Annotated in this window: 14 protein-coding genes and 1 other annotated feature; of the genes, 3 read left to right on the top strand and 11 right to left on the bottom strand. The window is 44.1% G+C overall.

Translation table 11 applies throughout. The features are described from left to right. Positions 1 to 92 precede the first annotated feature (92 nt). Positions 93 to 2,141 carry a methyl-accepting chemotaxis protein gene (locus AB9H30_RS15225; protein ID WP_371195552.1) on the top strand — a complete coding sequence of 683 codons (2,049 nt, stop codon included), beginning with the start codon at positions 93 to 95 and terminating at the stop codon, positions 2,139 to 2,141. A 157-nt stretch (positions 2,142 to 2,298) separates the two neighbouring features. On the opposite strand, the gene AB9H30_RS15220 is transcribed toward AB9H30_RS15225, so the two are convergent. The 11 genes from AB9H30_RS15220 to hisG form a co-directional block, all read right to left on the bottom strand. Further along, the gene (locus tag AB9H30_RS15220) at positions 2,299 to 2,745 is read right to left on the bottom strand and encodes an Hsp20 family protein (protein ID WP_371195571.1); all 447 of its coding nucleotides are present in this window, start codon (positions 2,743 to 2,745) and stop codon (positions 2,299 to 2,301) included. Positions 2,746 to 2,892: 147 nt separating this feature from the next. Next, entirely contained in the window at positions 2,893 to 3,513 is a 621-nt protein-coding gene (gene hisIE / locus AB9H30_RS15215; protein WP_371195570.1) for a bifunctional phosphoribosyl-AMP cyclohydrolase/phosphoribosyl-ATP diphosphatase HisIE, read from the bottom strand. A 191-nt stretch (positions 3,514 to 3,704) separates the two neighbouring features. Further along, positions 3,705 to 4,064: a hypothetical protein gene (locus AB9H30_RS15210; protein ID WP_371195551.1), complete on the bottom strand. Its 360-nt coding sequence runs from the start codon at positions 4,062 to 4,064 to the stop codon at positions 3,705 to 3,707. A 192-nt stretch (positions 4,065 to 4,256) separates the two neighbouring features. Next, a complete protein-coding gene (locus AB9H30_RS15205; RefSeq protein WP_371195550.1) occupies positions 4,257 to 8,300 on the bottom strand; it encodes a response regulator in 4,044 nt (1,347 codons plus the stop codon). Positions 8,301 to 8,359: 59 nt separating this feature from the next. Beyond that, positions 8,360 to 9,145: an imidazole glycerol phosphate synthase subunit HisF gene (hisF, locus tag AB9H30_RS15200; RefSeq protein ID WP_371195549.1), complete on the bottom strand. Its 786-nt coding sequence runs from the start codon at positions 9,143 to 9,145 to the stop codon at positions 8,360 to 8,362. Then, on the bottom strand, positions 9,127 to 9,864 hold the full coding sequence (gene hisA, locus AB9H30_RS15195) for a 1-(5-phosphoribosyl)-5-[(5-phosphoribosylamino)methylideneamino]imidazole-4-carboxamide isomerase (RefSeq protein ID WP_371195548.1): 738 nt from the start codon (positions 9,862 to 9,864) through the stop codon (positions 9,127 to 9,129). The genes hisF and hisA overlap by 19 nt, the downstream gene beginning before the upstream one ends. 14 nt (positions 9,865 to 9,878) lie before the next feature. Continuing rightward, positions 9,879 to 10,493 carry an imidazole glycerol phosphate synthase subunit HisH gene (gene hisH / locus AB9H30_RS15190; RefSeq protein ID WP_371195547.1) on the bottom strand — a complete coding sequence of 205 codons (615 nt, stop codon included), beginning with the start codon at positions 10,491 to 10,493 and terminating at the stop codon, positions 9,879 to 9,881. Positions 10,494 to 10,495: 2 nt separating this feature from the next. Beyond that, positions 10,496 to 11,566 carry a bifunctional histidinol-phosphatase/imidazoleglycerol-phosphate dehydratase HisB gene (gene hisB / locus AB9H30_RS15185; RefSeq protein ID WP_371195546.1) on the bottom strand — a complete coding sequence of 357 codons (1,071 nt, stop codon included), beginning with the start codon at positions 11,564 to 11,566 and terminating at the stop codon, positions 10,496 to 10,498. Beyond that, entirely contained in the window at positions 11,563 to 12,702 is a 1,140-nt protein-coding gene (gene hisC, locus AB9H30_RS15180) for a histidinol-phosphate transaminase (protein ID WP_371195545.1), read from the bottom strand. The genes hisB and hisC overlap by 4 nt, the downstream gene beginning before the upstream one ends. Continuing rightward, positions 12,695 to 14,041, bottom strand: coding sequence for a histidinol dehydrogenase (gene hisD, locus AB9H30_RS15175; RefSeq protein WP_371195569.1), 1,347 nt, complete (start codon positions 14,039 to 14,041; stop codon positions 12,695 to 12,697). Before hisD ends, hisC begins: the two co-directional genes overlap by 8 nt. Before the next feature lie 19 nt (positions 14,042 to 14,060). Beyond that, complete coding sequence (hisG, locus tag AB9H30_RS15170) at positions 14,061 to 14,960, bottom strand: ATP phosphoribosyltransferase (protein WP_371195544.1); 900 nt, start codon at positions 14,958 to 14,960, stop codon at positions 14,061 to 14,063. An 81-nt stretch (positions 14,961 to 15,041) separates the two neighbouring features. Then, positions 15,042 to 15,156, bottom strand: a sequence feature (His leader region). A gap of 174 nt (positions 15,157 to 15,330) precedes the next feature. Here hisG and AB9H30_RS15165 point away from each other — a divergent pair. Together AB9H30_RS15165 and AB9H30_RS15160 are read left to right on the top strand one after the other, a co-directional pair. Next, positions 15,331 to 15,621, top strand: coding sequence for a hypothetical protein (locus AB9H30_RS15165; protein WP_371195543.1), 291 nt, complete (start codon positions 15,331 to 15,333; stop codon positions 15,619 to 15,621). An 11-nt stretch (positions 15,622 to 15,632) separates the two neighbouring features. Then, complete coding sequence (locus AB9H30_RS15160) at positions 15,633 to 16,091, top strand: hypothetical protein (protein ID WP_371195542.1); 459 nt, start codon at positions 15,633 to 15,635, stop codon at positions 16,089 to 16,091. The last annotated feature ends 1 nt before the right edge of the window (position 16,092 follow it).

Genomic DNA, 16,092 nt, shown 5'->3' with positions numbered 1-16,092 from the left:
ACTCCTTGAAAACGGTCATGAAACAATCGAATTCGCCGATTACTTTACTATTAAACGTTATATTTTGAGATGGGTATTTTCCTATGAGCTTTTTGAACAAATTTAAAATCAGTGTGCTAGAAGATAAAAAAAGCAATGTAGCTTTGACGCTAGAGCAAATGTTAGAAGCCCAATATACTGAAGCAGTAACGCATAGTTCTATGCCGATATTACTGGCGGATATAAAAGGTGACGTTATGTTTGCAAATGACGCTGCAAAAGCCTTTTTTAGCACGCACGAGAGTAAAATAAAGGTTCAAGCTCACAATTTTAGCGCATCGGCTATTTTGGGGCAGAATATAGATAGCTTTATAAATCCACATTCGTATGCCGTGGCCAAGGGCAAAAACTTATCAAAGCAGTCATACGAACAGCAGTTTTCTGAGCTGCATTGCATACTTAACTATATTCCGATTTATCGCCCTGAGGGTCAGCATATTGGGACCATGATTGAATGGGTGGATGTAAGCCAAACCAAGAAACAAGGTGCGATTATCGATTCGATTGATAAATCGCAAGCGGTCATCGAGTTTACGCCAGAGGGAATTATTAAAAGCGCAAATGCCAATTTTGTTGCTGGAATGGGTTATCAATTATCTGAAATAATTGGTGAGCATCACCGCATGTTTATGCCAGAAGATATGAAAAACTCTCTCGAATACAGGGCTTTTTGGAAGCGGCTGGAAGCCGGAGAGTTTTTTAGCGATGAGGTTAAGCGAGTCGCAAAAGGTGGCCGTGAAATCTGGCTATCAGCGTCTTACAATCCCTTATTTGATGAAGATGGTAAAGTAACTGGTGTGATCAAGTTTGCTTCAGACATCACCGAGCATAAAGTACAAATAAATGACTTCATAGGCCAAATAGATGCGATCAATAAATCTCAAGCCGTTATTGAATTTAATATGGATGGCACAATTCGTTGTGCAAATGATGCGTTTTTAACAACCACTGGTTACAAACTAGATGAGATATCAGGTAAGCATCATCGTATATTTATGAGCAAAGATGATGCCCTCAGCGATGATTATGCAGCACTTTGGAAGGATCTAAATAAAGGACTATTTTTCAGTGATGAGATAAAGAGGGTTGCAAAAGACGGCTCTATTTTATGGCTACAAGCTTCCTATAATCCAATATTTGATTCAAATGGTAAGCCGTATAAAGTGGTTAAATATGCATCTAATATTACTGAGCGTAAAAATACTATCGAAACGATTCGTAATGTGATTATACAGCTTTCTGCAGGTGACCTCACCGCAAGTGTAGATTTAGATGAGCACAACGAATTTTTCGACCTTGCTTCTTCGATTAACAATTTGATAAGTAACTTGTCGCGAATTATTGACGATATGCGCGAGGCCTCAGTTACCATCAAAAATGCTTCAACAGAAATTGCAAAAGGCAATGCAGATCTCTCTACTCGAACGGAACAACAGGCATCTAGCATTGAAGAAACGGTTTCCACCATGGAAGAATTAACAAACGCCGTTGGGCAGAACTCAAAAAATGCTAATCAAGCTAATCGATTAGCAATGGATGCGTCCCAGGTGGCGACTCGTGGAGGTAGCTTAATTCGGGAAGTGGTTGCAACTATGGTATCTATCACCGAATCGTCTCGTAAAATATCAGACATCATTGGTGTGATTGACGGCATCGCCTTTCAAACGAATATTCTTGCGTTGAACGCAGCTGTAGAGGCTGCTAGAGCAGGAGAACAGGGTCGGGGCTTCGCGGTTGTGGCATCTGAGGTCCGAAATTTAGCGCAGCGATCTGCAAATGCGGCTAAAGATATTAAAGCCTTGATTTCAGATTCGGTATCAAAAATAGAAAATGGTAACGAATTGGTCAACGAGTCAGGTGGCACAATGGAACAGATCGTAACCTCCATTACAGAAGTGAATAAAATCATGTCCCATATCGATGCCGCATCAGCCGAGCAAGCCACTGGGATTGCTGAAATTGGTCAAGCAATCAAACAAATGGATGATGTCACTCAACAAAACGCAGCCCTTGTTGAAGAAGCGGCTGCGGCATCAGAAAGCATGCAGGGTCAAGCAACGCAGCTCGCTAATATCGTATCGACTTTTAAGCTTATGCACTAATTATCCCGAGTTGGGGATAATTTGGTATCGCGGTTTTTTTTAAACTACTGCTTTTTGCAAAAGGCGTATTTGTAAAATTTAAGTTATGAATATTTTAAGATAAAAAAGGCGCTCAATTGAGCGCCTCTATGTTTAGGGAAAAGAATGGTTCGCCAGCTTAACTGTTTTCAATCAATTTGCTGCCTATTTCAATTCGTTTGGGCTTTTGCGCCTCGGGAATTTTTCGCTCCAAATCGATATGCAGTAAGCCGTGCTCTAGGTCCGCAGCAAGTACCTTAACATTGTCACCAAGCTGAAACTTACGCTCGAAATTTCGTTCTGAGATACCCTTGTGTAAGAATTTTCTTTCATTTTCTGTTTTGTCAGCGGCCTCTTTTGCACCAGTGACTTGCAAGGTGTTTTCTTGCACTTCGATGGTCACGTCATCTTTTGCAAATCCAGCTACCGCCATGGTAATGCGGTATTTATCATCACCGATTAACTCAATGTTGTAAGGAGGGTAACTGGTTTGTTTTTCGTGACGGCTTGCTGCATCAATCATAGATGCTAAATGGTCTGTACCAATAAATGAACGGTATAATGGAGATAGATCGATAGTTCTCATAGTCATATTCTTCCTATTAAGCAATATGTAAAATAATGTTTGCCCCGAGTATACGGCGGCGGTTTTTGTCAACCCTTTCAGCGTCAACAGTTAAGAGATAGGAGCGACTATGTTTTTTTCAAGCTATATTTACGAAAATTTTCCAAATTATTTATTATGTCTTTGTTTTAAAACATTAATTACATCTGACATTGAGAGCCCACTAGCCTGAAGTAAGACCATTAGATGGTAGATAAGGTCAGCTGATTCGTTCTTGAGTTCATCTAAGTCTTGCACGGTTGCGGCCAGCGCGGTCTCCACACCTTCTTCTCCGACTTTTTGCGCAATACGTTTAATACCGCTAGCGTATAAAGACGCAGTATAGCTAGACTCAGGATCTGCACCTTTGCGCGCTGCGAGAACCTGCTCTAACTCAGCTAAAAATGTAAACTGACTACTTTGCCCATCGGCCCAACATGAAATGCTGCCCTTATGACAAGTTGGCCCATTTGCGTGCGCCAGAACCAATATGCTATCAGCATCACAGTCAGCGCTAATGTCGATCAAATCAAGAGTATGTCCTGAACTTTCACCTTTAGTCCACAAGCGTTGCTTAGAGCGGCTAAAGAACGTTACTTTTTTTGTCTTTAAAGTGGCAATTACTGCATCTTGATTCACGAAGCCTTGCATCAGGACTTGCGCAGAATTTGCGTCTTGCACGATACAAGGCAGTAGGCCATCGCCTTTAGCCCACGCAAGTTTGGATAAGTTTTCTTGGGTGATTTTCATATAATTTTGATTACTATGCGAAGTCGCTGATTGATATTTTTCGCGAATGCTATCAGATCTGCCAGCAAATGTCTTAACATCCATACAGCAAAGTTCAGACCCTAGTGCTTGTACTCTTATTCTAAGATTAATATGGTGCGTTAAATACAATGACAGAAACTGACATTAAATTCATAGAACATTGATAGATGCTAGTGCCGCATGCGTCTCGATTTTGCTTTATCTTTATCGTCCCACATCAATACGCCCAACAGCACGACAATTTTTAGCGCATAAAACCAGTACGGGCTAATAGAAAAACTATTAACACTGGAAGCCATATCCAATGTCTGGTAACCCAAGTTATTATCTGTGAAGGTTTTTACCATGACGTGTTGCTCGTCAAATAAAGCGGCGTCGGTGGGCGACTCAGTTTGTTCAAAAAAAGAAGCATAGTTTAGAGGCTCCATATCTTGGGGAGAAAAAGCTTGGTTAGGTGCGCTTGCATATGCTTTGTTCATGCATATTAAAACCAACACTGATGCCAGAAGAATTAATCCTGCTGTTTTCATACTACCTCCAATCTAACCTGCGCCTAATATACTCCCATTGCTTTAAAATACTTTTGCACATTTGTTGCAATTACTTGTCAATTTTACGCAAGCCGCATTTTTTTAAGTAGACAATACAAGTAAGCACAACTGCTCACATAACACTGAACTAATCGCTGTATTGAGATCAATAAACGGTGAGCTGGACGTTCTCTAATTAGTGGTGACGTCTGAGGGGCTTAGACCTCGGTGTTTTTTATAACTTTTTGAAAAGTACGCTAAGCTTTCAAAGCCACAGGCGTAGGCCACCTCAGATATCGACATTTCATTTGCGCTCAGTAGTTTGTCGGCAAGGGATATGCGCGCTTGTACGATGATGTTTAGCGGGGTTTCACCGCATTCTTTTTTGCAACGGCGAATCAAGGTGTCTCTTGACATATGTAAGGAAGCTGATAGCTGCTCGACATTAAAACTCGGCTCAGATATTTGCTTGGCTACAATGTATTCAAGCTTGCTCTTGAATGTGCTTGGCTTAGCTTTATCTGACGAGCGAGGCAGCTTGCTCCTTTGATCATCTCGGACAAGTTTGCGCGCATTTATCTGTGCATTAACCCGCATGATCAATTCAGATGTATCGAAAGGTTTGGTTAAGTAGTCGTCGGCTCCTACACTAAAGCCCTCGACGACTTCTCTCTTAGTCGCTTTGGCGGTTAGTAGTATAATGGGGATGGTTTTAGTTTCAGGGGTGGTTTTTATTTTTGTGGCAAGCTCTAAGCCGGTCATAATAGGCATATTGACATCCGAAATTATCAAGTCGGGTAGGTCACTGCAGGCTTTATTATAGCCTTCTTGGCCATTTACGGCTTGGATGATCCGAAAGCTGCCCGATAAGCGCAAACTAATGAAATTGAGCAACTCTTGATTGTCGTCCACGATAAGTAAAGTGGTGACATCTTCATCTTCCTTAAACCCTCCTATTTTTCCTACCGCTGGCTGAATTATGTTTGTCGCATCTGGCTTATCATTATCTAATAAAGCGGTTTGAGTAAACTCAATTGGTTCGATAATCTGCTCTGCTGCAAAATGTTGATTACCGCTTTTTAAGGTCAGCACAAAACAACAGCCTCTATCACTAGTGTCAGCAAGACGAGCCTCACCAAAGTGGATTTCCATCAACTCTTTGACTAGGGATAGACCAATCCCTGTGCCCGGAGTGGATACATTTTCAGAGGTTTTGTCTTGATAAAATCGTTCAAAGACTTTGAGTTTTGCATCTTCACTAATGCCGACTCCATTGTCACGTACTATGATTTCGGCATTGCTACCTTTGTTGATAAGTTGCATCTCTATTTTTGAACCGTGTCCGCTGTATTTTATAGCGTTGGAAAGCAAGTTAGAGACACATTTGTCAAATTGGTCTATATCAAACCAAAGCAACAATGGCTCATCGCAGCCTACGGTTTGGATGACTTGCCCATTTTGTTTTGCCCAATTTTCAAAGCGATCCCCGATGTTTCGTAACAGTTCAGCCATATCATATTGAGCAATCCGTAGCGTCAGTTTTCCTGCTTCGAGGCGATTTAGGTCGAGTACCTGGCCCACTAAAGCTAGCATCTTACTGGCATTACTGAGGGCTGTTTTTGCTAAATGCTTTACTGCTTGACTCAATTCAGACTGGTGCTCAGTAATGAGGGTTTCAAGCGGTCCTATGGTAAGCGTAAGTGGCGTCCTAAACTCATGAGATACATTGCTAAAAAAGCGGTCTTTGAGTATTTGCTGCTGCCTTAACTGCTCGACCTTTTCATTTACCTCTTTGGTACGCTCTTGCACTTTTAGCTCAAGCGCTTTGTTGGCCGACTCTAATGCTGCGGTGCGCCAATTTTGAACAATCCAAGCGAAGCCTAAAATCAACATTATTGAAATAAACGCATAAATTGCATAAGCGGTTTTAGTGAGGTACCAAGGCGCAATCACAGCAATATCTAGATAAGTCTCAGTTGTGCGCCCCCAAGCGTCTTTAGCTTGCACCTGCAAACGATAGTGATTAGGTACAAGCTGCGTAAAATCTCGGTAAGTTTCTTGTGACCAATTCGACCAATTAGCATTTTCGCCATCGGCTAAACGCGTACGATATTCTATGGGTTTGGGTGAACTGCTGTCGGTAGACGCATAGCTAAAACGCAGGTTTTTTTGCTGTGGTAAAAGCTCGACGCGACTGCCGGGCGCCACTTTAAAGTCGATCAGCTGGTTGTTCGATTCGATTTTTCGGACATTTAGCGGCGCCATCGCGGGCAGTCTGCCAATCTGAGCCATATCCACTCGGTACATTTCAGCCTTATCTCTTACAAACCAAAGTATATCGTCAGAGTCGACAAACAAGTCGTTGAAGCCTCCGTCGGGAATTGCATCAAAAATGTGGGTGAACTCTGTCCATTTATCGCTATCGCTGCCATGTTCAAAGTAGCCGCTTTGACCATTTTTACGATACCAGAGCCTCTCGGGGGTCGTCGCGGTTGCAGGGGTTTGTATTATTTTATCGATCAATTGACTATCGCTAAGCCAATTTTCATTAAACATTGGTAGCTCTGCTGCTTGGATTGTGTTTTCAGAAAACCGGAATAATTTTCCTGCACTGCTAAATATAGCCTCATCGTTAATATTGAATATTTCAACAGGGCCCAAGCCTAAACCGTCATTTCGAGTAAAGCGTTGAATAGGGGCATTGATTCCAAAATCAGATATATCGTGCAGGGCAAACAATTGGCTGGTTGCAGTGCCCAACCAAAGCGTGTCGTGTTTATCTCGATAGAGGCTGATCAAATTGTTTAATTCTGTTGAAAAGTTTTTATAGCGGTATTGACCATTCTCTTTTTGCATTGAAAATGCGCCGTCGGTCGCACTGACCAAAAAGCTTTGCGTTTCAGGATTATATTGTACAAGACGGCCCTGGACCGTATTAATAAGCAGATTTTCTTCAAGTAGAGCGCTTTGGTCTGGGTTAAATTTAAGTTCGAAAACTCCACCATAGCCTGAGCGAATCAAGGTGTCATCAAACTCAACTAAATCTATACTGTTGTTAATGTTGCTGCTAAGAGACATAAAGTATGGCGGTCGAACGGAGTTGACGTTATTGCTAAGCTTGTATATGCCATTGCCTGCTGCAAAGATGCCAAAGCTGGTATTTTTAAACCTTAAAATCTCGGTGGAAGTGTTGCCTGCTTTAAATTGGCTAATGAGATGGGGAGGCCGAAAGCTGACCACGTTTGGAATGCCAGTTAGCCAAATGTTACCCTGCAGGTCTTCATTCACTGAAAACACCGTATTCATGCTAATACCGTCATCTTCAGTGTATTGGCGGATAATATTGAGGTTTCCATCGAGGATAAATAAGCCGTTGAATGTTGAACTCACGTAATAAAGTCCATCGCTTGAAAGAATCGCATCATACAGACGGATGTCTGCCGCAAAATCTTCTGGAGCCCTAAGCTGAATTAGACGGTCGTTATCCATCTGAAATACGCCATGCTGCTCGGTAAATATCGTTAGTTTATTGTCTTTGCTCGTCAATATTTCCATGACACGAGCATTTTCAGGGAGCTTTACAGGGAGCTGTACTTGACTGAAGCTGACTTTTTCAGCTTGTTTACTTGTCGATAGCTTGTATATAAACGGTAGGTTTCTGGTTTTGTAGTAAAACGCATTGTCGATGACAAATGCGTTATGCTTACTCGATAATGCCTCTGACACCGAATGCATGCGCTCGCCATCATAGAAAAAAGTGTGCTCTGCAGTGACAAAAAGCACACCGTCAGTATTGGCAATGCTCGACCATACTTCACCAAAGTTTTGCATGTTGTTCAATTGTGGGTTGATAATACTGTTTTTGGCTAACGCGCCGGAGCGATTTACCTGCAGCTTAAAAATATCATCGGTGGTACCAAAGTATAAATCCCCTTTAAACTTGGTAATGGAGCGCACTGGCGTAGACTGCGGCGTGAGCAGGTTAGTCCATTGCTTGCCATCCCACTGCGAAATACCTTGAGTGTGCCCTACATAAATCAGGCCATCTTCATCTTGAATAGAGGTCCAATTTTGATTGTGACCGCCATGCTCTTTAGCGCTGTATATTTTTGTAAGAGGGTTGCCAACCGATTCATAGTTGGCGGCGGTAGCTGAAGCGTTATAGTGGACAAGTAGGGAGTAAATCAATATGAGCATAAAGGCGACGATGCCGCATGCATCATTTAGAATGCGCATGGGACCTTCTTTTTTATGCTTGATGACTATGACCATTCGTTATGTTTGTGTTCACTTGTTTAGGTTTGGCTATTGGCCCGCATCGCGATGTTTTGTTCGCGCAGATACGTCTTTAGGTCAGGAATGTCGATAACCGCTTTGTGGAACACTGAAGCCGCCAAAGCGCCATCAACATCCGCTTGTTTAAATACCTCCGCAAAGTGCGCCATTGTGCCAGCGCCACCAGAAGCAATCAAAGGCACCTTGCATGCTGCTCTAATTTGAGAGAGTTGCACAATATCATAGCCTTGACGCACACCGTCCTGATTCATACAGTTAAGTACAATTTCGCCTGCGCCTCTTGCTTGTACCTCTTTGACCCAATCTATGGTTTGCCAATGGGTTTTTTGGGTGCGGGTTTCATCTCCGGTAAATTGATAGACTTCATATTGCTGAGTGTCTTCATTAAAGAAGCTGTCGATGCCGATCACCACACATTGCTGACCAAAGGTATTGTAAAGGTCGGTGATAAGCTGTGGGTCGCTAAGCGCAGGGGAATTTATTGAGATCTTATCCGCGCCCATTTCTAAAATGGCGCCGGCGTCTTCAATGGTCTTAATGCCGCCCGCTACGCAAAAGGGAATATCGATGACTTGCGCGACTTTACTGACCCAGCTTTTATCAACTACGCGCCGGTCGCTTGAGGCGGTAATATCGTAAAATACAAGTTCATCCGCGCCCGCTTGGGCGTAACGCTGCGCAAGCGGGACAATATCGCCGATGATTTCATGATTGCGAAATTTGACGCCTTTGACAACAAGACCATCGCGCACGTCTAAACAGGGAATTATGCGCCTTGCCAACATGCCAAAGCCTCCTCAAGGGTGAACTTACCTTCTAATAGCGCGCGCCCTAAAATAACCCCTTGTACCTTGGTGGGGATCAAGTTTTTTATGTCTTGCAAGCTACCAATGCCGCCGGATGCTTGCCATTGAATGTCGGGGTATTGGGCGACTAATTCGGCATAAAGGGATTCGTTGGCGCCCTGCAAAGTGCCGTCACGGCTTATGTCAGTGCATAACACATGCTTTAAGCCGTATTGTGCATAAAACGTAATAAGCGCATCGATACTCACGCCCGAATCTTGCTGCCAGCCATGGGTTGCAACAAATTTATTGCCATCGGCATCGATGTTGATATCTAGGGCAAGCACGATATGCTCTGGCCCAAATTGGGTAAACCACTGCGCGACTTCCGCTTGGTCGCTTACGGCTTTAGAGCCAATAACGACTCGTTCTATGCCGGCCTCGAGTAAGTCTTGCACGTCTTGCTCGCTGCGAATGCCGCCGCCGCTTTGAAAGCGCATTAGACCTGTCGCCACCATACTTTTAATCAAGCCTAATTGGCGCTTGTTAGTATCCTTAGCGCCGGTTAAATCCACGATGTGTAAAATCTCGGCACCTGCCGCGGCATAACGCTTTACTACGTCAACGGGGTCGAGCTTATATTCGGTGCTTTGCTGGTAATCGCCTTGGTAGAGGCGAACCACTTTGCCGTCAATTAAGTCTATGGCAGGAATAATCATGAATAGTAAAGGTCCTATATATTCAGAAAGTTAGTTAATAGCTGGGCGCCGGCATCACTACTGCGCTCGGGATGAAACTGTACCCCAAAAAAATTGTCTTTATGGATCGCGGCGGAAAAAGTTTGACCATAGTCACAGCTTGCAAGGGTGTGCTCGTAAAGATCTACTGCAAAACTGTGCACAAAATAAAAGTGAGTGCCATCGTCGATACCCTTGAACAAAGGATTGTCTTGGGTGCTGGTCACTTCATTCCATCCCATATGCGGAATTCGCAGTCCTTGCGCATGCATCCGTTTGACATCCCCAGGCAACAAGTTAAGACAAGGCGTAAATTCGCTATTGCCCATGTCGTTTTCTTGAGAACGCTGTACCATGATTTGCATGCCCAAGCATACGCCTAACACGGGCTGGGTCAGTTTTTGTATGCAATCTGCTAGGCCCTTTGAGTGAATGCTTTTCATTGCTGCTGGCGCGCTGCCTACTCCGGGCAGGATCAAACGCTCTGCTTTGCTGATTTCATTGATGTTATCGGTAACATTTACATGGACACCTAAACGTTCAAACGCAAAGCGTACCGATGAAATGTTCGCGCAGCCCGTGTTGATGACGGTAATGTGTTGTCCGCTCATTGTTACAGCGTTCCCTTTGAGCTAGGCATGGCGTCGCCGTCTTTGCTAAGCGCTTGACGAAGCGCTCGACCAAACACTTTAAACAAGCTTTCGACCTGATGATGGGCATTGCCTTCAGTGGTCGACAGGTGTAGCGATAGGCCCATGGATTGCGACATAGAGTGGAAAAAGTGCGGGACCATCTCGGTCGCCATTTCGCCCACTGAATCACGAGAGAATTTGCCATCGAACTTAAAATATGGGCGATTTGATATGTCTATCAAACACTCTGCCCGGCACTCATCCATCGGCAGGGCAAAACCAAAGCGAGCAATCCCGCGTTTGTTGCCAAGGGCTTTTTTCATAGCTTCGCCAAAAGCCAGAGCCGTGTCTTCAACGCTGTGATGATCGTCTATATGCAAGTCACCCTTTACCTGCAGGTTAAGGTAAAACCCTCCGTGAGTGGCCACTTGATCGAGCATATGATCAAAAAAGCCAATACCCGTACTGATATTAGATTTGTCGGTGCTGTCGAGATTTACTTCTACAAAAATATCGGTTTCGTTGGTTTTGCGAATAACCGTTGCGACTCTTGGTGACAGCGTCAACTGCTTTACGATGGCATCCCAGTTTAGCCTGACCGGGTCGTATTGAATGCCAGTAATGCCCATGTTTTCAGCAAGTTGGATGTCAGTAATGCGATCGCCAATCACATATGAACGTGCAAAATCCACTCGGCCTTGCTGTAAATAATCTTTCACCAGACCTAGCTTGGGCTTGCGGCAACTGCATTTATCGGATTCAAAATGGGGGCAAATTAATACATCATCAAAGTACACGCCCTGACTGTTAAATATCGCCATCATGGCATCATGGGGGGCGTCGAAGTCAGCCTGAGGAAAGCTTGTGGTACCAAGGCCGTCTTGATTAGAAACCATAACTAGTCTAAATCCGGCTTGACTCAAACTGAGCAGTGCGGGGATAACGTTTACTTCAAAGACAAGTTTGTCCAAGCGATCTAACTGCTTATCCAGCGGTGGCTCTTGCACCAAGGTACCGTCACGGTCGATAAATAAAATAGCCTGCTGACTCATGAGGCATTCCTTACTGATGATGTTGAATGTTGTTGAAAAAAAGTGTCGATTAGGCCCAAGAGCTTATCGTTTTCGACCGGACTGCCTACGGTAATGCGCAGACAATTTTGTAAATTAAGTTGTTTGCTCTGATCACGGATTATCACCCCTTGCTGCACTAAATACTGCATCAACGCGGGGTTGTGTTCGCTTTTAAACAGCAGAAAGTTCGCTTTGGTGTCGCCGCAAACTGTAATATCTGTATAGCTGTGTAATGTTTGAAAAATACTCTGCAGGCTTGTTTGTAAGTCTTCCACTCGCTTGCGCATCGTCAAGATCCCGTTTTCATTTAAGGCTTGCGCAGCAACTTGAGCCACAGGCGCCGGAACAGGATAGGGGGCAATGACTTTCATTAGAGTAGTGCAGATCGCCTGGCTACTGAGCACAAAGCCGCAGCGAATGCCCGCCAGTGCGAAGGCTTTAGATAGAGTACGCAAAATAATCAGGTTGCTGAAACGCTTGAGTAACGCCGTTTGCTGGGCATCGATATCAAATTCTATATAGGCCTCGTCTAATACTACTAAGGCTTTATCGCTGAAAAGTTCGAGTACCTTAAGTACGTCGCTTTGCTTGATACGTGTGCCGGTTGGATTGTTTGGTGAACATAAAAATACAACATTCACTTTACCCACATGTTCCGCTATTGCATCAATGTCGAGACTAAAATCTGGGTTCAGAGGAGCTTTGTGTACTCCTACATTAAAGGTTTGAGCGCTAATCGCATACATGCCGTAAGTGGGTGGGCAAATGAGGACACTGCTGCTACCCGGTGCACAATATGCTCTGATAATCAGTTCAATGCCTTCATCTGCGCCTCGCGTGGCAACAAGCTGTTTGTTATTGACGCCAGCATACTTCGCGTAAGCATTGATCACTTCTAGGGGCTGACAGTCAGGGTAACGATTAAATGCGCTGCTATTAACAGTATATTGGTCAGCCTGCGGCGACTCATTGGCGTTTAACCAAATTTGTTGGCTGCTATTATTGCCCGCCGAATTACTCGTAGCATCACCCGCAGAAAATAAGCGTCGCGCAGACTCGTAAGGCTTGAGTTCACGCACATGCAAATTAGTCAGATCATTTAACCACTTAGACATTTTTTAGCTCCTCAGAGGCTGGCGTTTCGACTAAGCTCTTTGCTAAAGCATCAAGATGATTTAGCCTGAGGGCAACGGCCTGCTTATGCGCGTCTAGGCCTTCTGCATCGGCCAAATCCATGATTGCTTGGCCAATGTTTTGAATACCAACTGCACTGAGCTCTTGTACGGTATAGCGCCGCATAAAATCTAGCAGCCCTAAACTGGAATAGTTGCGAGCATAGCCATAAGTGGGCAATACGTGGTTGGTACCGCTCGCATAATCCCCCGCTGATTCGGGTGAGTACGCGCCTAAAAAGATACTGCCAGCATTGGCCAGTTTTGGCAGCAAGCCTCTCGCGTCGTCGGTTTGCACAATTAAATGCTCCGCTGCATAGGCGTTACTGACCGCGATGGCTTGGTCCATATCTTCGGTTAAAATAAAACGACTGTTTTCAATAGACTGTTGTGCAATTTGCTTGCGCGAAAGCAATGCCAACTGATGCAACACCTGTTGCTGGGTGGCTTTAATCAATGCTTCGCTATCGCTTACCAGTACTGCTTGAGAATCTGGGCCGTGTTCGGCCTGAGACAGCAAATCTGAGGCCACAAAAGCGGGATTTGCGTTGCCATCTGCCAGCACTAATACCTCAGACGGGCCTGCCGGCATATCTATGGCTGCACCGTCTACACCTTGACTCACTTGCTGTTTGGCTTCGGTTACAAAACTATTGCCAGGGCCAAATATTTTATCCACTTTTGGAATACTCTCAGTGCCAAATGCCATAGCCGCAATCGCCTGTGCACCACCGCATAAATAAACATGTTCAATACCGCACTTACTAGCGGCATACAAAATTTCGGGGGCTACCGTACCGCTGGGTGAGGGCGGTGTGCATAAAATCGGTAAAGGGCAACCTGCCACCTGAGCGCTCACCCCGAGCATTAACACTGTCGAGGGCAGCGGTGCACTGCCGCCAGGGATGTATAAGCCGACTTTTTCCAAAGCGACATGCTTTTGTTCACACAGCACTCCGGGTTGAGTTTCAATAGCAATGTCGCTGGGGAACTGCGCCTGATGAAAGGTGCGAATATTGCTGTACGCTAAATCTATTGCCCTTTTTACTTCAGCTTTGATTAAGGTATGTGCTTGTGCAATTTGCTCGATGGGCAAACGCAAATTTGCGAGCTCGGCACCATCAAACTCTTTGGTATAGGCAAGCACAGCGGCGTCTCTATCTGCCAATACACGTTTTATAATTGTGCTAACCGTATCTTTTAGCATGGAGGAGTCTTTTAATGCAGGTCTCGAAAGCGTTTGTTGCTGCTGCGCATCGGATAACTCAGACCATTTAATGATTTCACCAATACTCACAGCATTACCCCATCATTTTCTCAATTGGCATGACCAAAATCGAGCTACAGCCAAGTGCCTTTAACTTCTCCATGGTTTCCCAAAACAGGGTCTCTGAACTTACTACGTGCACGGCAACGCGGTCGTCATGGCCAGACAATGGCAGAACGGTTGGATTTTCAGCGCCGGGTAACAAGCTTTTTACTTGTTCTAAGTAGGCTTTTGGCGCATGTAACATAATGTACTTACTTTCTTTGGCCTGCATTACACCATCGATACGCGGCAGCAGCTTGCTGACCAAGGCTTGTTTGGCCTCGCTCAAGGCTTCGGCCTTTTGAATGAGCACGGCCTTTGATTCAAATACCATGTCTTTCTCACGAAGGCCATTTGCCTCCAAGGTTGCTCCGGTAGACACAAGATCACAAATGGCGTCGGCTACCCCAGCTCTTGGTGCGACTTCCACTGAGCCAGTTAACATAACGGCTTGGGCGTTGACTTTTTGCTCTTCAAAGAAACGCTCAAGTAAAAATGGGTAGGTTGTCGCCACTTTTTTACCTTCAAGGCTTTTAACCGACTCGTAATTTAATTCATTAGGTACTGCGATGGATAAGCGGCAGCCACCGTAATCCATTCGGCGAAGAGTCTTATACTCATATCTTTTCTTTGCGGCTTTACGTTCGAGCATTTTTTCTTCAAGCTCATTTTCGCCAATAAAGCCTAAATCTACGACACCATCCATGACTAAGCCGGGTATGTCATCATCTCTTACTAGGAGCAAATCAATGGGCTGATTTGTCGAGTGTGCAATTAACAAACGGTCGCGAATTTGAAGTTTTATGCCGATGGCTTTGAGGATCGCAATGCTCTCGTCGCTTAAACGTCCTGATTTTTGCACTGCAATGCGCAGACGGTTGGTGTTGCTCATGTTTGGTCCTTTATTTAATACTGCTGATGTCGTTTATCTTGTCATTCGCTTAAAAAAGCCTAGGTCTTCGACAGCTTTAAAAAGGAAAAACCCCCGAAAGTTTCCTTTCGAGGGCTTCAAATTTCTTCATTCGCCTGCTTGAAAGGAACATACCCTTTCAAGCACATACCTGAAAGGTTATGTGTTGTGATGATGAATGAAATTTGTATTGGTCATATTTGTCTCACGTTTTGATGCCACGATAGTATATAAACTGCGGTGTATTATCAATAGGATGCAGTGAATAACTTATAACCTAAAACAAAAAAATGCTGCCTTAGGCACTCATGTTTTTTTGATTATTTGCATTTTGAGAGGAATATCCTCATATATGCACTATTATAGTAAAAATATGTTGACGGTATCGCTTAACATAAAATCTGAGGTAACAGTGAAGAACCCTTTTTCAACGCTCAATAAAAAAGTAAAGCGCGTGCTGCGTGATAAAGCAATAGATCGGGCAAAAACTCGTATTGTGCTGATGCAAAAAAAGCCCGAGGACTTCTCTCCAGAGGAGCTTGAAGTGATCGTGCAAGAAGAAGAAGGTAAGCTTTATTCGGCGATAAAAGAAAAGGGTTTGTTAGCGGTGCTAGCGGTACTTGGTTTTAACTTTTTTGGATAATTCGCAACGCTATGAATAAACTTATTAATATTGTTTTATCTGGTTTGCTTTGGCGTAAGTATAAGTTTTTGCTGGTAAGTCTGATTGCCTTGATTGCTTTTGTATTTTTAGTTGGGCAGATTCATCAAGATTATTTATCTTATGCGCAAAGCACCGCAAACGCTTCGGTTGGCTTGTCGTTTGCGGTGAAGTGGTTAGTTTGGGCTGTGGCGATCTTTGTGTTTTTAGGCGCAAATCATTGGGTCAATAAACGCAAACAAAAACAATCAGATCTTGAAGAAAAAAACTCGGCCTTACAGCGTATTATAAATTGGAAAAACAGGAATAAGCTAAATAGCACTGAGGCACCTGCAAAGCAGCCAAGTGAAGAACGTTCTAAGGCCAGCGAAGATCCCTTTGCGGAACTGCGCACCAAAGACAAACTAAGAACTTATGCAGATTTAATTATCGAGAAAAAGAACCAAGACTAAA

The sequence above is a fragment of the Glaciecola sp. SC05 genome (genome assembly GCF_041380235.1).
Lineage (GTDB): Bacteria > Pseudomonadota > Gammaproteobacteria > Enterobacterales > Alteromonadaceae > Glaciecola.
The sequence above is the reverse complement of the archived record's forward strand: the minus strand, read 5'-3'. Positions and strand labels throughout refer to the sequence as shown.